General features: G+C 64.9%; 19 protein-coding genes. 8 read left to right on the forward strand and 11 right to left on the reverse strand.

Translation table 11 applies throughout. The annotated features are described in order from the left end of the window. Nucleotides 1-43 precede the first annotated feature (43 nt). The 5 genes from ACAM52_RS24240 to ACAM52_RS24260 form a co-directional block, all read right to left on the reverse strand. The gene (locus ACAM52_RS24240) at nucleotides 44-1,627 is read right to left on the reverse strand and encodes an MFS transporter (RefSeq protein ID WP_070060141.1); all 1,584 of its coding nucleotides are present in this window, start codon (nucleotides 1,625-1,627) and stop codon (nucleotides 44-46) included. Then, nucleotides 1,620-2,018, reverse strand: coding sequence for a DoxX family protein (locus ACAM52_RS24245; protein ID WP_159273860.1), 399 nt, complete (start codon nucleotides 2,016-2,018; stop codon nucleotides 1,620-1,622). The genes ACAM52_RS24240 and ACAM52_RS24245 overlap by 8 nt, the downstream gene beginning before the upstream one ends. 8 nt (nucleotides 2,019-2,026) lie before the next feature. Next, on the reverse strand, nucleotides 2,027-3,919 hold the full coding sequence (locus ACAM52_RS24250; RefSeq protein WP_369647775.1) for an amidohydrolase: 1,893 nt from the start codon (nucleotides 3,917-3,919) through the stop codon (nucleotides 2,027-2,029). Between the two features lie 80 nt (nucleotides 3,920-3,999). Then, on the reverse strand, nucleotides 4,000-4,293 hold the full coding sequence (locus ACAM52_RS24255) for a DUF1427 family protein (protein WP_369644763.1): 294 nt from the start codon (nucleotides 4,291-4,293) through the stop codon (nucleotides 4,000-4,002). Nucleotides 4,294-4,322: 29 nt separating this feature from the next. Further along, nucleotides 4,323-4,976, reverse strand: a complete 654-nt coding sequence (locus ACAM52_RS24260) for a hydrolase (protein WP_062474264.1) — start codon at nucleotides 4,974-4,976, stop codon at nucleotides 4,323-4,325. A 181-nt stretch (nucleotides 4,977-5,157) separates the two neighbouring features. On the opposite strand from ACAM52_RS24260, the gene ACAM52_RS24265 reads away from it, so the two are divergent. Next, nucleotides 5,158-6,069: a LysR family transcriptional regulator gene (locus tag ACAM52_RS24265; protein WP_062474265.1), complete on the forward strand. Its 912-nt coding sequence runs from the start codon at nucleotides 5,158-5,160 to the stop codon at nucleotides 6,067-6,069. Between the two features lie 21 nt (nucleotides 6,070-6,090). Here the strand turns inward: ACAM52_RS24265 and ACAM52_RS24270 are convergent, their stop codons facing one another. Then, entirely contained in the window at nucleotides 6,091-6,720 is a 630-nt protein-coding gene (locus tag ACAM52_RS24270; protein WP_070060143.1) for a 2-hydroxychromene-2-carboxylate isomerase, read from the reverse strand. A 164-nt stretch (nucleotides 6,721-6,884) separates the two neighbouring features. On the opposite strand from ACAM52_RS24270, the gene ACAM52_RS24275 reads away from it, so the two are divergent. Further along, the gene (locus tag ACAM52_RS24275) at nucleotides 6,885-7,730 is read left to right on the forward strand and encodes an alpha/beta hydrolase (protein WP_235944225.1); all 846 of its coding nucleotides are present in this window, start codon (nucleotides 6,885-6,887) and stop codon (nucleotides 7,728-7,730) included. Between the two features lie 85 nt (nucleotides 7,731-7,815). On the opposite strand, the gene ACAM52_RS24280 is transcribed toward ACAM52_RS24275, so the two are convergent. From ACAM52_RS24280 to ACAM52_RS24290, 3 genes are read right to left on the reverse strand one after another with little or no spacing between them, the layout of a single operon-like run. Further along, nucleotides 7,816-8,946 (reverse strand): uracil-DNA glycosylase family protein, encoded by a 1,131-nt coding sequence (locus ACAM52_RS24280; RefSeq protein WP_369644764.1) that lies wholly within the window; start codon nucleotides 8,944-8,946, stop codon nucleotides 7,816-7,818. Then, nucleotides 8,943-9,650 carry a hypothetical protein gene (locus tag ACAM52_RS24285; RefSeq protein WP_369644765.1) on the reverse strand — a complete coding sequence of 236 codons (708 nt, stop codon included), beginning with the start codon at nucleotides 9,648-9,650 and terminating at the stop codon, nucleotides 8,943-8,945. The genes ACAM52_RS24280 and ACAM52_RS24285 overlap by 4 nt, the downstream gene beginning before the upstream one ends. Beyond that, the gene (locus ACAM52_RS24290) at nucleotides 9,647-10,735 is read right to left on the reverse strand and encodes a nucleoside triphosphate pyrophosphohydrolase family protein (protein WP_369644766.1); all 1,089 of its coding nucleotides are present in this window, start codon (nucleotides 10,733-10,735) and stop codon (nucleotides 9,647-9,649) included. The genes ACAM52_RS24285 and ACAM52_RS24290 overlap by 4 nt, the downstream gene beginning before the upstream one ends. 300 nt (nucleotides 10,736-11,035) lie before the next feature. On the opposite strand from ACAM52_RS24290, the gene ACAM52_RS24295 reads away from it, so the two are divergent. From ACAM52_RS24295 to ACAM52_RS24315, 5 genes are all read left to right on the forward strand, one after another. Then, nucleotides 11,036-12,238, forward strand: coding sequence for an MFS transporter (locus tag ACAM52_RS24295; RefSeq protein WP_070060146.1), 1,203 nt, complete (start codon nucleotides 11,036-11,038; stop codon nucleotides 12,236-12,238). Nucleotides 12,239-12,300: 62 nt separating this feature from the next. Further along, nucleotides 12,301-13,122, forward strand: coding sequence for a 2,5-didehydrogluconate reductase DkgB (gene dkgB / locus ACAM52_RS24300; RefSeq protein WP_369644767.1), 822 nt, complete (start codon nucleotides 12,301-12,303; stop codon nucleotides 13,120-13,122). A 222-nt stretch (nucleotides 13,123-13,344) separates the two neighbouring features. Beyond that, complete coding sequence (locus tag ACAM52_RS24305; RefSeq protein ID WP_369644768.1) at nucleotides 13,345-14,283, forward strand: M35 family metallo-endopeptidase; 939 nt, start codon at nucleotides 13,345-13,347, stop codon at nucleotides 14,281-14,283. A gap of 8 nt (nucleotides 14,284-14,291) precedes the next feature. Then, the gene (locus ACAM52_RS24310; protein ID WP_369644769.1) at nucleotides 14,292-14,801 is read left to right on the forward strand and encodes a hypothetical protein; all 510 of its coding nucleotides are present in this window, start codon (nucleotides 14,292-14,294) and stop codon (nucleotides 14,799-14,801) included. 100 nt (nucleotides 14,802-14,901) lie between these two features. Continuing rightward, a complete protein-coding gene (locus ACAM52_RS24315) occupies nucleotides 14,902-15,327 on the forward strand; it encodes a PaaI family thioesterase (RefSeq protein WP_070060148.1) in 426 nt (141 codons plus the stop codon). Between the two features lie 25 nt (nucleotides 15,328-15,352). On the opposite strand, the gene ACAM52_RS24320 is transcribed toward ACAM52_RS24315, so the two are convergent. Continuing rightward, nucleotides 15,353-15,742, reverse strand: a complete 390-nt coding sequence (locus ACAM52_RS24320; RefSeq protein WP_369644770.1) for a hypothetical protein — start codon at nucleotides 15,740-15,742, stop codon at nucleotides 15,353-15,355. A gap of 131 nt (nucleotides 15,743-15,873) precedes the next feature. Between ACAM52_RS24320 and ACAM52_RS24325 the strand changes: the two genes are divergently transcribed. Then, complete coding sequence (locus tag ACAM52_RS24325) at nucleotides 15,874-16,734, forward strand: hypothetical protein (protein WP_369644771.1); 861 nt, start codon at nucleotides 15,874-15,876, stop codon at nucleotides 16,732-16,734. 4 nt (nucleotides 16,735-16,738) lie between these two features. Here ACAM52_RS24325 and ACAM52_RS24330 read toward each other — a convergent pair whose 3' ends face one another. Beyond that, nucleotides 16,739-17,233, reverse strand: a complete 495-nt coding sequence (locus ACAM52_RS24330) for a nucleoside deaminase (protein ID WP_369644772.1) — start codon at nucleotides 17,231-17,233, stop codon at nucleotides 16,739-16,741. Between the last annotated feature and the right edge of the window lie 11 nt (nucleotides 17,234-17,244).

Raw genomic sequence — 17,244 nt, forward strand, 5'->3', positions numbered from 1 at the left:
ATGGGCGAAAGGGTGAAAGGGAAAGAGAAAGAATCCGCGCCGCTCAGAGCGCCAGGAAGTGATGCACCTCGGGCTTGCCCGGGCCGATGTGAAAGCGCAGCGCCTCGGCCTGCAGGTCGGCGTCGGCGTGCGACACGCGGTGGTGCTGGCGCAGGTGCTCGGCCCACGACTCCACGAGGAACCACTCCATCACGCGCTCGGCGTCGGCCGTGTGCTCGTGCACGCCCCAGGCGTAGGCGCCGTCGCGGCGGCGCTCCAGCGACAGGCGCTTCATCGCATCGAGGAACGCCGGCCGGTCTTCCTTGCGGATGCGGTACTCGACCTGGATCATCACGGGCCCGCGGTCGTGCGCCACCGGCTCGGCCAGGAGCGGCTCGGGCCAGTGGTTCGAGGCCTGCAGGTCGGCCTCGCCGGCGGGCAGCCGCACGCGGTGGAACACCAGCCCCATCACCACCAGCCCCACGGCGCCCGCCACCAGCGTGGCCGGCACGCCGATCTGCTGCGCCACCAGGCCCCAGCCCAGGCTGCCGGCGGCCATGGCGCCGTTGAACACCGTGAGGTACACGGCCAGCCCGCGCCCGCGCACCCAGTTCGGCAGGATCGACTGCGCCACCCCGTTGAGCGTGGTCAGCGCAATGATCCAGCCCAGACCCAAGACGCCCAGCATCGGCACCGCCAGCCATTGCGGCGGCGCGAACACCAGCGCGCCCATCACCGCGGCCGTGAGCAGCGAGGCCAGCAGCAGCATGCCGTCGGCATCGAGCCGCGCACGCAGCCGCGGCATCACCAGCGCGCCGCCGATGGCGCCCGCGCCCACGGCGCCGAGCAGGATGCCGTAGAAGCTCGCCGTGCCGCCCAGCATCTGGCGCGCCACCAGCGGCAGCAGCGCCCACACCGAGCTGGCGAACAAGAAGAACACCGCCGCGCGCAGCAGCACCACGTGCAGCTCCTTGCTGGCCCGCGTGTAGCGCAGGCCGGCGCGGAAGGCGCCGAAGAAGTTCTCGGACAGCCCGCTGTCCACCGCCGCCGGGCGCTTCCACCACAACAGCGCCGCGATCACGAACACGTAGCTCAGCACGTCCAGCCCGTAGGTGGCGGCCGCGCCGAAGCTCGCCAGGATCAGCCCGCCCGCCGCCGGCCCGATGGAGCGCGCGATGTTGATGCCCAGCGAGTTCAGCGCCACCGCGCCCTTGAGCTCGCTGCGCGGCACCAGCTCCGGCACGATCGACTGCCAGGTCGGCCCCATGAGCGCCGCGCCGATGCCGCCCACGAAGGTCAGCGCAATCAGGTACTCGACCGTGAGCGTGCCCGTGTGCGACAGCACCAGCAGCGTGCCGCTCACCGCGGCCAGCAGCACCTGCACGAAGATCAGGAAGCGCCGGCGGTCGAGGATGTCCGACAGCACCCCCGCCGGAATCGCCAGCAGAAAGATCGGCAGCGTCGCCGCCGTCTGGATCAGCGCCACCGCCGTCGGGCTGGCCGACAGGTCGGTCACCAGCCACGAGCTGGCCACGTCGCGCATGAAGCTGCCGATGTTGCCCAGCACCGTGGCGGCCCACAGCACGGCAAAGACCGGCTGGCGCAGCGGCGCGAAGGCGCCGGCGGCTTTGGCTTGGGGCTCAGTCATCGTGGCGCTCCTTGAGGTCGAGCCAGGCGACGAGCAGGAAGCCGCCGACCAGGCCCAGGTGTTCGAAGAAGGCGTTGGCCGCCATGAAGCGTTCCTGCCCCAGCGGCATCTCCCAGAAACGCAGCGCGACGAAGGTGGCCATGAGCGTGAAGCCGCCCAGCGCGAGCGCGCCGAGCCAGCGCCAGAAGCCGGTGAGGATGAGCGCCGCGGCGCCCAGCTCCAGCACGATCACCGCCACGGCCAGCGGGCCGGCCGGCGACAGGCCGAAGTGGTTCATCTCGGCGATGGCGGCGTTGAAGTCCAGCGCCTTGTTCAGGCCGCCCTGCAGGTAGGCCGCGCACAGCAGCAGCAAGGCGATCCAGCGCACGGCGGGCGACAGGGTCCAGTGCATGGCCTTCATCACACCGCCCAGCAGGCGCAACCCAGCGCGCCCCAGAAGCTCTTCAGATCGGCAATGGGCAGCTTGCTGCTCCAGGCCGTCGCGTGGCTGTGGCCGTGCACGTTGCAGTCGTTGGCGCAGGCGCACGACATCGCGGCGTTGCGCATCACCTTCTGCAGCGGCGCGCCCTCGGCCGTGTCGGCCCAGCCGGCATAGCCGCCGAAGGTGCGCGCGGGCGACCAGTCGGGCATGGCGGGCGGCAGGCCGCCTTCGTCGTGCGCGGCGAACGGGCCGGCGGCGTAGACCACCTTGCCGCCCACCATCGTGAGCAGCGCCGTGGTGTCGGCAATCTCCGATTCGGCGCAGGCGAAGAAGTCGCGGTCGGGCACCACCAGGTCGGCCAGCTGGCCTTCCTGGATGCGGCCCTTCTTGCCCTCTTCGTTCGAGAACCAGGTGACGTTCTCGGTCCACATGCGCAGCGCGGCCTCGCGGTCCAGGCAGTTGCGCTGCGGGTACAGCTGCATGCCGCCCACCGTCTTGCCCGTGACCAGCCACGACAGCGACACCCACGGGTTGTACGAGGCCACGCGCGTCGCGTCGGTGCCGGCCGACACCTTCAGGCCGCGCTCCAGCATCTTCTTGACCGGCGGCGTGGCCTCGGCCGCGCCGGGGCCGTAGCGCTCCACGAAATACTCGCCCTGGTAGGCCATGCGGTGCTGCACCGCCACGCCGCCGCCGAGCGCGGCGATGCGGTCCATCGACTTTTCGGAAATCGTCTCGGCATGGTCGAAGAACCAGTTCAGGCCGGCCAGCGGCGTGTCCTTGTTGACCTTCTCGAACACGTCGAGCGAGCGGCTGATGGTTTCGTCGTAGGTCGCGTGCATGCGCCACGGCCAGCGGTTCTGCGCCAGGATGCGCACCACGCCTTCGAGGTCGCCTTCCATCTCGGGCGCCATGTCGGGGCGCGGCTGGCGGAAGTCTTCGAAGTCGGCCGCCGAGAACACCAGCATCTCGCCCGCGCCGTTGTGGCGGAAGTAGTCGTCGCCCTGCTTGTACTTGGAGTTCGCGGTCCAGTTCAGGAAGTCGTCCTTCTCGGCCTTGGGCTTCTGCGTGAAGAGGTTGTAGGCCAGGCGGATCGTGAGCTGCCCGTCGTCGTGCAGCTTCTGGATCACTTCATAGTCGTCGGGGTAGTTCTGGTTGCCGCCGCCCGCGTCGATGGCGCCGGTCACGCCCAGGCGGTTGAGCTCGCGCATGAAGTGGCGCGTGGAATTGAGCTGGTAGTCGAAGGGCAGCTTCGGCCCCTTGGCCAGCGTGGCGTACAGGATGGCCGCGTTCGGCTTGGCCAGCAGCAGGCCCGTGGGGTTGCCGGCGCTGTCGCGCACGATCTCGCCGCCGGGCGGCGCGGGCGTGTCCTTGGTGTAGCCCACGGCGCGCAGCGCGGCGCCGTTGAGCAGCGCGCGGTCGTACAGGTGCAGGATGAACACCGGCGTGTCGGGCGCCACCGCGTTCAGCTCGGCCAGGGTCGGCAGGCGCTTCTCGACGAACTGGTGCTCGGTGAAGCCGCCCACCACGCGCACCCACTGCGGCGCGGGCGTGATCGCCACCTGGCGCTTGAGCATGCCCATGGCATCGGCCAGGCTCTTCACGCCGTCCCAGCGCAGCTCCATGTTGTAGTTCAGGCCGCCGCGAATGATGTGCAGGTGGTTGTCGATGAGGCCCGGCAGCACGCGCTGGCCCTGCAGGTCGATCACGCGGGTCTGGCTGCCGGCCAGCGGCAGCACGTCTTCGGCGCGGCCCACGCGGGTGAAGCGGCCGTCCTTGATGGCCACCGCGTCGGCCGTGGGGTTGGCACGGTCCAGCGTGGTGAAGCGGCCGTTGCGCAGGATGAGGTCGGGGGTCTGGGTGGTGGCCATGGTGGATGCGGGTGCGAGGGAGGTGGCTGCAAAGGCGCCGAGGGCGCCCAGGAAGTGGCGGCGTTGCGGGTCGGGGGCGTTCATGCGTCGCTCCGCTCGGACGGGCGGCTGCCGGCGGCGGTCTTCGCCGCTCCGGGCTGCGCGCAGGTCGGCAGCTCGCCGAACACATGCGGCTTGACCTGGTCATGCAGCCACGAGGTGGCGGCCGGCCGGTCGAACACCTGCCGCACCAGCGGCGGGATCTGCTCGCCGAGCAGGATGCCCAGCAGGCCCACCAGGGCGATCACCGGCGGCGCCGGCGAGCGCACCTGGAAGAGCGCGTAGATCACGCCGACCAGCAGGCCGAGCGCGAGGGAAACGACATAGGTCTTCATGGTCGGTCGGCCTTGCGGGTGCTCTGCGCTCAACCCTCGTGGGCGCCGAACATCGTCTTGGCGTAGGTCACGCCCAGACCGTAGGCGCCGCCCACCTTCTTCGCAATACCGGTCGTCAACTCGTAGGTGTCGCCACGCGCCCAGTCGCGCTGCAGCTCGAGCAGGTACTGCAGCGAGGTCATCGGCTGCGCGCCGGCCTGCACCATGCGCTCCATCGCGCGGTTGTGCGCCTCGGTGGACACGTCGCCGCAGGCGTCGGCAATCACGTACACCTCGAAGCCCTGGTCCAGCGCCGACAGCGCCGGGCCCACGATGCACACGCTGGTCCACAGGCCGGCCAGCACGATGCGCGGCTTGCCGATGGCGTTCACGCGCTCGATCACGGCGGCGTCTTCCCAGGTGTTCATCGAGGTGCGGTCGAGCATCTTCTGGCCGGGGAAGGCGTCGGTGATCTCGCTGAACATCGGGCCCGAAAAACTCTTCTCGGCCACGGTCGTGAGGATGGTCGACACCTTGAAGCCGGCCGCCGCCTGCGCCACCAGCGCGGCGTTGTTGCGCAGGTTCACGGCGTCGATCGAGTGCGTGGCAAAGGCCATCTGCGACTGGAAGTCGATCATCACCAGCGTGTGGTCGGTGGGGGTGAGCAGCTTGGCGCCGGCGGTGGGGGTGGCTTGGACGGTCATGAAAGGCTCCTTCGGCAAAGTTGGGTGCGTGGATATTCGATTCAGTTCACAATCTCTTTCGGAGGGAATCTCCTTGGCGTGGGCTGAATCATCCGGTGCACGCAGGCCTCTATCGACGAAACTTTTCATCATCAATGATCGAAGTTTTCGATCATTCCTTTTTTCCTGCGAGGAACGCCCCGTGCTCAAGCTCACCCTGGAAGCCATCGAGGTCGTCGACGCCATCGCGCGCCACGGCTCCTTTGCCGCCGCCGCCGCGCGGCTGAACAAGGTGCCCTCCACCATCTCCTACGCCGTGGGCAAGCTCGAAGAACAGCTGGGCATGCTGCTGTTCGAGCGCAACGGCCCGCGCGTGACCCTCACTGCCGCCGGCGAAGAAATGCTCAAGGAAGGCCGCTGGCTGCTCGGCGCCGCGAGCGACCTCGAATCGCGCATGCGGCAGATTGCCACAGGCTATGAATCAGAGCTGCGGCTGGTGCACGACTCGCTCATTCCCACGCAGGCCTTCATGGACGACATCCGCGCCTTCGAAGACCTGCGCTGCGGCACGCGGCTGCGCATCGGCTGCGAGGCGCTCACCGGCAGCTGGGAGGCGCTGCGCGAGGGCCGCGCCGACATCGTCGTGGCCGCGGGCGAAGGCCCGGCCGGCGGCGGCCACCAGGCCGTGGCCGTGGGCAGCCTCGAGTTCGCCTTCTGCGTCGCGCCCACCCACCCGCTCACGCGGCTGAAGCGCCCCGTGCAGCGCGGCGACCTCATCGACTGCAACGCCATCGTGGTCGGCGACACCGCGCGCACCCTGTCGGACCGCACCGTGGGCCTCATGGCCGGCCAGCCGCGCATCACCGTGCCGTCGATGGCCGCCAAGGTCGCCTGCCAGGTCGCCGGGCTGGGCCACGGCTTTCTGCCGCGCGCCTGCATCACCGACGAGCTGGCGCGCGGCACGCTGGTCGAACTGCCGACCGAGGAACCGCGCGCGCCCGAAGCCTTCTGGCTCGCGTGGAAGACCGGCGCGCAGGGCCAGGCGCTGCGCTGGTGGCGCGAGCGGCTGCACCGCACGCTCGTGCCCGCGCTGCTGCCGCGTTCGTTCCTCTGAAGAAAAAAGAGAGGTTGCCGCTCAGCCGCCGGCGCGCAGCTTGTCGAGCGCCCGGTCGAGAAACGCCAGCCGGTCTTGTCCCCAGAAACGCTCGCCGTTCAGGATGAACGTGGGCGCGCCGAACACGCCCGCTTCCACCGCGTCGGCGCTGTTGGCGCGGTACACCGCCAGCACCTCGGCCGACTGCTCCAGCGCCTGCAGCGCCGCGCCGTCGTAGCCGTTCTCGTCGGCGATCGCGATGCGCACCGCGGCCTGCGCCGTGTCGCGCTCCTCGGCCCACAGCGCGCGCAACAGCGCGTGCGACAGCGGCTGCGCGTCCAGGCCCTGCAGCTGGGCGGCGATCACCATCCAGCCGGGGTACTTGTTCCAGTTCGGGTCGGTCGGCGCGCCCTTCGGGTAGTGCGCGGGCTCCAGGTTCATCGGCATGCCGAGGTAATCGCGCCAGCGCGACAGCTCCAGCGCGTGGTACGTGCGGCGCGGCTCGGGGCGCGTCTTCAGCGGAATGCCGCCGGTCTGCGGCACCACCGCCTGGAAGTCGTAGGGCTTGAGCGTGAGCTGCACATGGTGGCGGCGCACGATGTCTTGCAGTTGCGGGCCGCCGAGGTAGGCCCAAGGCGAGGAAAGGCTGTAGTAGCAGTCGATGGCGATCATGCGGGGATTATCTTCAGCCCCCGGCCGACGCGCCGCGCGCCACGGCCATACACCTCGCAACGCACCGCCTCGCGAACGCGGTGAAACTACGCCCCTTGCGCGTTGTGCATCGGCTAGGCCCTGCCCTTGCGATGCCACGCCGCCACTTTCTCGGGAGCCCTGATTTGCAGAAGAACACCCAAGCCAAGATTGCCCGCATTGCCCTGTCGGCCTCGGCCGCCGCCATCGGCAGCCTGGCCGCCTACTGGACCCTGCTCGCCACGCGCCAGGGCCACATTCTTTTCAACGCCCGCAAGCTGCCCGTGGTGCATCTGTCGGACGACTTCTCGACCTACTCGCACCCCGTGCCCGGCGGCATGGTGCGCGGCTACGTCTACCACCCGCAGGGCGAAGACGCGCTGCAGGACCTGTTCATCTACTTCGCCGGCCGCGGCGAAGACGTGCGCGCCACCGCGCAGATGCTGCACTGGCTGCCCGAGGGCTTCGGCTTTGCCGCCCTCAACTACCGGGGCGTGGCCGACTCGCAGGGCGCGCCGTCTGAAATCGCCTCCGTGGCCGACGCCGCCCAGTTCGCCAGCCACCTGCGCCGCGCCTTTCCGCAGGCACGGCTGCACGTGGTGGGCCGCAGCCTGGGCACCGGCGTGGCCATCCAGCTCGTGGCGCGGCAGGAGTTTGCGAGCCTGCAGCTCATCACCCCCTACGACTCGCTGCTCGAAGTCGCCAAGAAGCGCTTTCCGCTCGTGCCGCTGTCGCTGTTGCTGCGGCACCGCTTCAACTCCATCGAGCACAGCAAGGAAGTCGCCGCCAAGACCCAGGTGCTGCTCGCCGCGAAGGACGACGTGGTGCCGCACGAACGCTCCGAAAAACTCATCGCCGCCTGGCCCACGCCCGTGAGCGTGCAGACCGTGTCGAACTCGGACCACCACAACATCACCGGGCTCGAAGAGACCTGGCTGATGCTGGTGGACTTTGCGTTGACGGCGGTGCTGCCGGAGACGAAGGCGGCTTGAGGGGGATTAGGTCTGGTGCTGACCCGGGAGGCCTCGCGCATCAGGAAAAGACGGGGCAGTTAGATCAAGACGATCTCGTGGGTCTCTATTTTTCGTCCAGAGAAACGAATGGTAGGACCGCTGCGTTGTACAAATTTGCTCCAGTCTTCTGCTCTCTCCGTAAAAGGGCTCGCATGTACTTGCTCAAGTACACAACACGTTTGAGCTCTGCGTCTCGCCAAGAGCCGTACTTAGCCAACACCCGCTCCACGACGAGCCGCTCTTGATCCGAGAGATTCGTCTTGTGGTTTTTCGAAAGTAGAGGCATTTGCGGTGAGAGATGCAACGACAGCTTTCCCAAGCTGCTGTGGAGCTGGATACCGGGAACGAGCGTTGGCAGCTTTGCCAGATGCAGGTCGACAAAATACGGGCCGTCCTTTTGCCGGACAACGTATGAGTTCGTAAGCCGTTTTCCGGAAGCCTCTAGGCTTGCGATTTCAGCCAAGAAGCAAAGCTTGTGAAGAGCGAAGTAGCTGAGTCCTTCAGGATGCGACTCAAGAATACTGCGGGCCACATCACCCAGTTTTTCCGAACCGGATCGCGCTTTTTTGGATGTAGCCCGACGAGGAGATCGGTTCAATCGTCGCAAGGTCTCAGCGATGAACTGATAGTCCGAAAGCTGATTCGCAAAGCTACGGTGAACCATGGCTCTCTGCCCTGGGTGATACACCGGAATGAGTGTCCGCGTCATCCAACTATTCTTGGTACGGACGCCATCTTTGAGCGAAAGCCCGTGGGACTGAACGATGCCACAAGACTTCAAGGCAACCGCGCCAAGAGTGACGACGATTGCGGGGTCAAGGATTTCTATGCTTTCCCGCAAGAACGGGACACAGTTTTCAATCTCCGCACCGGTAGGCGTAGCATTGTTCCCACGCTCATCCTTGGGGTTGCAAAGAACTGCATTGGTGACAAACACCTCGTATCTACTGATACCCACCTGTTCGATCAGCTTCTCAAAGTTGTGCCCTGACTTATCTCCATGAAATGGAAGATGAGATCCGTCTGCCCCTAAACGCCCGGGAGCCTCGCCAACGAACAACAAGGGAGCATTCAACGGCCCGCAACCCGGGCCAAGGACACGCGCACTCCCCTCCATCCTTGGGCATTTTCTGCATTTCTGCACTCTTCCTACCAAGTCCAAGAACTTAGCTTCCTTATCTTTTTCTTCAATCATTTGATAAGCGAACGCAGTTGCCTCTGGGAGCTGTCAAAGTAGGCGTGAACGGAATGACAGATCAACTTTCCTGGGTTCTTTCCGGAAGCATCGCAGATGAAATTCAAGAGACGGCCAAGTCCCACGAAATTACCCAAGACCTTGTTGAAGTAGTCATGATTTCGATAGACAACAACCAAGTCCAAAGACTCATCGGCGTTCCACAGAATCTCACCAAAGTGCCAGCAAGGGCCGCCTCTCGTGCGAGGAGCATCAACAATCGGCGAAGATAGATGAAACACGAGTCCAGTTGTGTTGCGCTGAGGCCATGTTCTTAATTTTTCGATTGCCCGCTCGAGTTGATTAACCCCGGCTGGCGGAAATCGTACGAGTCGTTCGAAGTACGTTCCCCACGCATGACGCCCTGTACTCCGACCATGTGCACGGTCATGAGCCGCTAGATATCGCTCATAGAGTGCGGATCGATCGGTGAACCTTCGGTGAATCTTTTCGGGAAATAAGGTATTAGCAACGTCCCGGGAGTCATCCGCCGCAGCCTTCACCATTCGAGGCGAATGAGTCACCAGCCACTGGTCGTCCAACGAGCAGGGCTCCGCAATGGTAGTGATCAAGTTGCTAACCTCGCCGTGCTCTTTCAGCAAGAGTGCCGCGCCCGCTTTCCATGCGTCAAGAGCTGTCACTTCATCGATGGTGTGCACGGTCACGTTTTTTTTCCTTTGATTCCGATCGATGGCGCCTTGTAGGTTAGACGTTGTTTATCTAGATCGACAACGACATCGCCTCCACCGTTGGCTTTCAGTTCGCAGAACGCCGCGTAACCTTGGCGGATCGCTTCTTGCCACTGCTTTGCGGTACAGGCTCGAACCTCCAATCCCGCCACCATTCTCCGGATCGTTTTCAACAGTCCGATATCGATGGAGCTCCGATCAACATACCAACTTCGCTCCTCACCTTGATGAAACACCAAGATCGAAACCGCTTCCTCAATAATTGCTGCGCGCGCGCCATCCTCAACCTCATCGATTTTTGGGTTTGACTTTCGCTTGCACTTTAGTAAGGAGCGGCAGACAGGTGACCAGCCGAGAACTGCGGCGTACGCGAGATGAAAGACGTCATGAAACCGGTAGCCGTCATCCTCATGTGAGTTATCGGTCAATGCATCGCCAATGACCACATCATTCACTGAGACTTTCACATAGATACTGCGCTCTAGGGGCTTTTCGTAGAAGTTGACGGTAAAGCGCCTAGGTAACCTCTCGTCCTTCGGAAATATAGAGTCAAAGATGTTGACTCCGCCCTTTGTGTATAGAGACTCGGCTTTTTCCGCATTCGCTTGGGCGATTTCTTGAAGAGAGATTTCGTACAAAGAGGCAAGGCTTGTTAGGTACCACATAAGGTCACCAAACTCTTCTCGAAGCTCAGTACGAAAAAGAGGATTGTCCTTCTGAAGGAGCAACTTCTTCATCATGCTATGGAGGTCGCCTACCTCCCCAACTAGCCCCATAAGAGACACCGCACGGGAAGGTCGCTCGTTCGTGCGTTCCACCATTTTCTGATACTGGCTGAACGTTGTGATGGGCTCTTCTTCTCTATGCTCCTTCTTCTTTATCGGCTCAACTGAGATCTCTCCATTAAGCATCACTATCCCTCCCGTGCAAGGTACGACCAATCCATGCGCCCTTCGCGGTTCGCTGGCAACCGGATTCGTCAAGATCTCCGATATCTCGGCGACTACTTCAAGGCCGCTTGTTTTTGAAGCTCCCTCGCACTCACTCGAGAGAATGCTCATCTGTAGATATATGGCCCCAGATTCGTTACAGACTTATACATAAATATTTCGCGAAGAGGGGGAGCGGTTTCCCCTTAGTAAAAACGCGATGCTCAAACGTGTGAGATTTACGCTCGCTCCTACCGCCGCCAAAACGTCATCAGAACAATCGACCATGTTCCCGTGACCACACGTCAGCATTGAAAGGTAATTGGGTCAGCTCTATTATTGAATCGATAGCAACTATCTTGTTCCTTATCCCCTCTTAATCCGCAAAGGTATCCGCAAGACACTCCTCCTCATCCCAGAAGGAGTGCTCTCATGCCAATCGCCTTACTCGCGCTGACCCTCAGCGCCTTCGCCATCGGAACGACCGAGTTCGTCATCGTTGGCCTCATTCCCACCGTCGCGGCCGACCTCGGCATCGGCCTTCCCTCGGCGGGCCTGCTGGTCAGCCTCTATGCGCTGGGCGTTGCCATTGGCGCGCCGGTGCTCACGGCCCTCACGGGCAAGCTGCCGCGCAAGGCGCTGCTGCTCGGGCTGATGGCGCTGTTCACGGTCGGCAACCTGCTGGCGTGGCAGGCGCCCAGCTATGAATCGCTGATTGCCGCCCGCGTGCTCACGGGGCTGGCGCACGGGGTGTTCTTCTCGATCGGCTCGACGATTGCCACCGGCCTGGTGCCGAAGGAAAAGGCGGCGAGCGCCATCGCGATCATGTTCACGGGCCTCACGGTGGCGCTGGTCACGGGCGTGCCGCTGGGCACGTTCATCGGGCAGCACTTCGGCTGGCGCGAGACCTTCCTGGCGGTGTCGGCGCTGGGCGTGGTCGCCTTCATCGGCAGCTGGATCTTCGTGCCGGGCAACATCCGCCACACGCCGCCGGCCTCGCTGGCGCAACAAGCGAAAGTGCTGGCCGAGCCGCGCCTGCTGCTGGTGTATGCCAAGACAGCCATCGGTTATGGCGGCTCGTTCATTCCGTTCACGTTCCTGGCGCCGATCCTCACCGACGTGTCGGGCTTCAGCGCCGGCGCGGTGGGCTGGGTGATGCTGGTGTACGGCATCTCGGTGGCGGTGGGCAACATCTGGGGCGGCAAGCTGGCCGACCGCATGGGCCCGATTCCGGCGCTGAAGATCATCTTTGCGCTGCTGGCGGCCGTGCTGCTGGTCTTCAACTTCGCGGCGCCGCACAAGTGGCTGGCGCTGGTGGCGGTGCTGATGTGGGGCGCGGTGGCGTTCGGCAACGTGCCGGGGCTGCAGGTGTACGTGGTGAAGCAGGCCGAACGCTTCACGCCGCAGGCGGTGGACGTGGCCTCGGGCCTGAACATCGCGGCCTTCAACCTGGGCATTGCAGGCGCGGCCTGGGCCGGCGGCCTGATCGTGACGCACCTCGGGCTGATGCACACGCCCTGGATCGGCGCACTCGTCGTGCTGGTGTCGCTGGCCCTCACACAGTGGAGCGGCTCGCTCGACCGCCGTGCCGGCATTCCGGTGCGCGCCTCGGGGCCGGTGCCGGTCGGGCACTGAGCTTTCCTCTTCTCTTCTCTTCTCTTCTTTTTCTTTCTTTGAACACAAGGACCACACACGCCATGACCACGAACAACCACACCCCCGTTCCCGCCTTCGGCCTCGGCACCTTCCGCCTGCAGGGCCAGGTGGTGATCGACTCGGTGAAGAACGGCCTCGACCTGGGCTACCGCACGATCGACGCGGCGCAGATCTACGGCAACGAAGCCGAAGTGGGCCAGGCGATTGCCGAAAGCGGCGTGGCGCGCAGCGAGCTTTTCATCACCACCAAGATCTGGACCGACCACTACGCGAAGAGCAAGCTGGTGCCCAGCCTGAAAGACAGCCTCGCCAAGCTGCGCACCGACCATGTGGACCTGACGTTGATCCACTGGCCCTCGCCCGCCAACGCGGTGCCGGTGGCGGAGTTCATGGGCGCGCTGGCCGAGGCCAAGGCCCTGGGGCTCACGAAGCAGATCGGCGTGTCGAACTTCAACATCGCGCTGATGCAAGAGGCCATTGCCGCCGTGGGCGCATCGGCCATCGCCACGAACCAGATCGAGCTGCACCCCTACCTGCAGAACCGCAAGGTGGCGGCCTTCGCGCAGAGCCAGGGCATCCGCATCACCTCGTACATGACGCTGGCCTACGGCAAGGTGCTGAACGACCCGGTGATCGGCGCCATTGCCACGGCGCACGGCGCCACGCCCGCGCAGGTGGTGCTGGCCTGGGCGATGCAGCTGGGCTACGCGGTGATTCCGTCGTCGACCAAGCGAGCGAACCTCGAAAGCAACCTGAAGGCGCAGCAACTGACGCTGACCGAGGCCGAGATGGCGCAGATCGCCGCGCTCGACCGGGGCGAGCGGCTGACCGACCCGCAAGGGCTGTCGCCGGCGTGGGATTGATCACCCCGGCCATTCCCGGCCGCTTTTGTGCGACCGCATTCGCGGGTCGCGCGTGCGCCGATGACGCGCTCCCAACCGGTTGACGATAGACAACAGTGTTAGCGCGCTCGCCCACATACAACGCCCCGTCATCAAACGGGAGCGTATCGAATGGAGCGAAAGATTCTTGTGGTTGGAGACCCACCAGTCCCTGGTGGTCGAATCCTTCCCTACAGCGGACCCATGTTCGACCTGCACGGGCATCGGGTCGCCCTGATCGGCGGCAGGGCCTATTGCGAGGGCTGCAACAGCGTCGGCATCATTGCCAAGGCCGGAGGGCCGCGGCGCCCTCGATTCATCTCGGAGGCTGCGCTGGAAGGAGACGTGGTGGTCTGCCACTGTCCGGTGCCGCAGCCGCTGGTTGCCACACTTCAGCACACATCGACCTGCGACGACGGGGCTTGGCAGGCTGCTACGGCGCAGACGAATCTGGCGGCATCGGCGATGACGGCAGTCACCGGGCCTTCAGCGGAGATGGCAGCCCTGAAGCAGGCGGTGGACGAAGGCGTCACGCATCCACCCGAAGCGGAGCAGACCGAAAGAATCTGCCCGAACATGACGAACAAGGAGTTCGCCGCCTTGGTGATGAAGCTGCGCGACATGGCGATCGACTACATCGCGAAAAAGCGGCTCCCGGAACTGGAGCGATGGGACAAGGGGGCCCAGGCCCGGGTGAGCGAATGGTTTGGCGTGGCCGATCAAGGCATCCGCGAACATCTGCAGAAAGGCCTGTCCGCATGCATCCGTGTGCTTCAAGGCATGGAAGCGAAAAACTTCATTCGATACACGGAAGACGGCAAGGTGGCGACCTGCGTTCTGCCCAGCGCGAACGGCGCCGCCGCGGCAGTCTGCAAGCCGGACACGGGCACCCACACTGTGGCGATCGCGCTTGTCTTCTGCAACTTCAGGTTCGACAACAAGACCAACTTCGACACAGGTGCCGTGCTGGACGGTGACTCGCGATTGCTCACGCTGATCCATGAGGTCACCCACTTCGACGACACCTTTGGCTCGGACGACACCTGGTACGGAACCTCGAACTCCAGAGAGCATGCGAAGGAATTCAAGTCCCGGCTGAATGCAGACAGCCTTGCGGCCTATATTCTTGGCGTTACCCGCTAAGGCACATCGTGATCAGGCACCTGAAATCTCTGAGGGGCGTGGCTCTCGCTCTGGCAACACTCGGGCCGACCGCCGTGCTCGCATGCAGTCCCATCAAGGTCTTCTACGTGTACTTCGACCGAGACTCCGCGGCCGTATCGGCCGATCAAGTGCTGCGGCTTGGCAGCTGGATGACAGAGCTTCGAATGCGCTATCCCAACCACGAGGCGATCTATGTCGGAGCCTCGGTCGAGCCCGAGGAGCGTGACCATCGCCCTCACGGGCTGGGTTTGGAACGAGGTCGCAACGTGACCCGCGTGCTTCGGGAGAACCTGCAATTCACCGCCAGGATCGATCTTCCGAAAACCAGCCACGTTGTCGGCCGTGAGCCGTCTGCGAACAAGTCGGTAGAGAACCAGCGGGCCCTCGGCGTTCAGCTCGACTTCTTGCCGGCCTGTCCGCATGAATGCACCTGCCAGATGGGTGACCCGCTCTACAAGGCACCGGCTCCGCGGCGCTCGACCGGGGCGAGCGGCTGAGGTCCGAAAACAGAAATGACGCCGCGCGGCAGAATGCAGTGACCCCTCGGGGCGCCCCTACGGGCGCCCTTTTTCTTCTGCTTCTTTTCGCTTGCCAGCCATGACCGACCTCCACACCCGCATCTCCGACAGCTTCAACGCACAGGGCCTGATGGCCACGCTCGGCGCGCGGCTGGTGCATGTGGGCGACGGTGAGGTGCACATCGAGATGCCGTTTTCAAAGGCGCTGTCGCAGCAGCGCGGCTATGTGCATGCGGGCGCGGTGACGAGCATCGTCGACAGCGCCTGCGGCTACGCGGGGCTCACGAAGGCGCCGCAGGGCTGCGACGTGGTGACGGCGGAGTTCAAGATCAACTTCATGCGGCCCGCGCTGGGCGAACGCTTCCTGGCCGTGGGCCGGGTGCAAAGCTCGGGCAAGCTGCTCGCGGTGTGCACGGGCGAAGTGCGTGCCTTCGCGAAGGCGGGCGACACGGACTACAAGGTGGTGGCGATGATGCAGGCAACCATCGTGAACGTGCCGCAGTGAGCGAACGGCACCCCGCTTCGCGCGGCTAGCAACGCGGCGTGGTGGTGACTTCGCTGGGCTGTTCTTGTTGCTGTTGCTGCTTCTGCTGCTCGGCGATCACCGCGCGGCACAGGGCCTGCAGTTCGGCCGCGACGATGTCGGGCGCCTTGCGCAGTTCGGCAATGTCGCGCTCGCCGACGCAGTGGCCTTCGAGGCGCACGTAGATGCGACTGAAGTTGCCGCCGAGCGCGCGTGCAATGTCGCGCAGGCAATCGGCCACGCTGGCAAAGCCGGTGTGGCTGTACGAGCTGGGCGGGATCACACCCTTGGAGCGCGGCGCGCGCACGGAATACAGGTACGACGCGCCTTCAGACCGCAGCTCCACCACGGGCTGCAGACCGCGCTGAACGTCGCCGTTGCCTTGCTTTCCTTGCATGGGGCGGAGTGTAAATCTGGCGAAGGCAGAATCTGCCGACCAGGCCGAAGGCCGCTTCGCGAGGGGTGGCTCTTCTTCATTCTTGTCACGGCGACGCGCTCGCATTGCAGCCGCCATTCACACTTTGATCCATGGCCAATCGCTCCTACCTCTACAGCCTCACCAACCGGCCCGCGGCGTACACGGACCGGCCCGAAACCATCTCGGGCCTGTCCGAATGGAACTACGACATTCCGTTCATGTACCGGCTGCTGATGTCGGGCGATCCGCAGTTGTGCGCGTCGCTGATCTCCGACGGGCTCGACAGCGACGAGGGGGATGAGAAGGTCAGGCTGTACGCGATCAGCGGCCGCTTCGAGCCGGGCTTTGCGCGGGTGAAGCGGCTCATCGACATCATGCGGTACCTGGCGGCGCAGGCGCCGGTGCCTGCGCCCGCACCCGCAGCCGCGCCCGTCGTGGCTGCGCCAAAGGCCACGTCGTTCGTCGACCGGCTCAAGGGCTGGTTCTCGCCGTCCGCCGCACCGAAGGCACCGCCTGCGGCTGTCGCGCGCGCAGCGGCCACACCCGCGACGGGCTCGACGCAGCTACCGGAATGGCTGGACGAGACCCTGGCCTTTCTCGAAGCCCACCGCAACGAGCACCTGCTGCTGGAGACGATCGAGCTCGACACCATGACCGAATCGGAAGAGGCCCCGCTGCGGGCCTGTGTCGAGAAGGAGCTCGCGCGCTGCCAGCAGGCCGGCGCCGCGCTCGATGCGCTGCCGCAAGACATCGCGGCGGCGGCGCAATTGCTGCGCGAAGCCGGTGCGAAAAAGCAGGCGGCCCCGCTCGATGCGTTCTTCGGGCTGCGCTTCGACGACGACTGCGACAGCACGCGCAGCCGCGCCACGGAATATCCGCTGGGGCTGCAGTGGTACGACGTGCTGTACTTCGGCCTGCTCAACCGCGCCGAGTTCGAAGCGGCCACGCGTGGCGATGCTGCGGCCGCGTAGCGTGTCAGTTGCCGCGTCGTGGCTCGGCCCACGCCGAGAGGATGCGCACGGCCTCGGCGTCCATCTTCTGCTCGGCCGGTTGCGCACGCGCGGCCAGCGGTGCGCCGGCTTCGGTGCGCAGCACATCGACGTCGATCGGGTGGCGCGCCGCCACGGTCACGCCCTTGAAGGCGTCGCCCGACTGCGCGAGCGTGGCCGCGTAGTACAGCTGGCCGATGCCCGCGATGTGCATGGCCGCCACGCACATGGCGCAGGGCTCGCACGAGGTGTAGAGCTCGCAGCCCGACAGGTCGACGGTGCCCAGCCGGAGGCAGGCATCGCGAATGGCCTCGACCTCACCGTGCGAGGTGGGGTCGTGGTGCGCGACGGAGTGGTTGAAGCCCTCGCCCACCACCTCGCCGTTCTTGACGACGACCGCGCCGAAGGGCTCGGTGCCGGGCTCCTGGAGTGCCCGGGCCGAAAGGGCCAGGGCTCGCTGCATGAAGTGTTCGTTGTACATGGGTCGAATCT

It is taken from the genome of Variovorax sp. V118, from assembly GCF_041154445.1.
Taxonomy (GTDB): domain Bacteria; phylum Pseudomonadota; class Gammaproteobacteria; order Burkholderiales; family Burkholderiaceae_C; genus Variovorax; species Variovorax boronicumulans.

Coding starts and splice junctions, on each gene's coding strand:
- ACAM52_RS24260 (WP_062474264.1), bottom strand. CDS start 4,976: ATGACCGTCCAAGCCACCCCCACCGCCGGCGCCAAGCTGCTCACCCCC.
- ACAM52_RS24245 (WP_159273860.1), bottom strand. CDS start 2,018: ATGCACTGGACCCTGTCGCCCGCCGTGCGCTGGATCGCCTTGCTGCTG.
- ACAM52_RS24290 (WP_369644766.1), bottom strand. CDS start 10,735: ATGAGCATTCTCTCGAGTGAGTGCGAGGGAGCTTCAAAAACAAGCGGC.
- ACAM52_RS24240 (WP_070060141.1), bottom strand. CDS start 1,627: ATGACTGAGCCCCAAGCCAAAGCCGCCGGCGCCTTCGCGCCGCTGCGC.
- ACAM52_RS24320 (WP_369644770.1), bottom strand. CDS start 15,742: ATGCAAGGAAAGCAAGGCAACGGCGACGTTCAGCGCGGTCTGCAGCCC.
- ACAM52_RS24280 (WP_369644764.1), bottom strand. CDS start 8,946: ATGATTGAAGAAAAAGATAAGGAAGCTAAGTTCTTGGACTTGGTAGGA.
- ACAM52_RS24270 (WP_070060143.1), bottom strand. CDS start 6,720: ATGATCGCCATCGACTGCTACTACAGCCTTTCCTCGCCTTGGGCCTAC.
- ACAM52_RS24325 (WP_369644771.1), top strand. CDS start 15,874: ATGGCCAATCGCTCCTACCTCTACAGCCTCACCAACCGGCCCGCGGCG.
- dkgB (WP_369644767.1), top strand. CDS start 12,301: ATGACCACGAACAACCACACCCCCGTTCCCGCCTTCGGCCTCGGCACC.
- ACAM52_RS24315 (WP_070060148.1), top strand. CDS start 14,902: ATGACCGACCTCCACACCCGCATCTCCGACAGCTTCAACGCACAGGGC.
- ACAM52_RS24255 (WP_369644763.1), bottom strand. CDS start 4,293: ATGAAGACCTATGTCGTTTCCCTCGCGCTCGGCCTGCTGGTCGGCGTG.
- ACAM52_RS24330 (WP_369644772.1), bottom strand. CDS start 17,233: ATGTACAACGAACACTTCATGCAGCGAGCCCTGGCCCTTTCGGCCCGG.
- ACAM52_RS24305 (WP_369644768.1), top strand. CDS start 13,345: ATGTTCGACCTGCACGGGCATCGGGTCGCCCTGATCGGCGGCAGGGCC.
- ACAM52_RS24295 (WP_070060146.1), top strand. CDS start 11,036: ATGCCAATCGCCTTACTCGCGCTGACCCTCAGCGCCTTCGCCATCGGA.
- ACAM52_RS24250 (WP_369647775.1), bottom strand. CDS start 3,919: ATGGCCACCACCCAGACCCCCGACCTCATCCTGCGCAACGGCCGCTTC.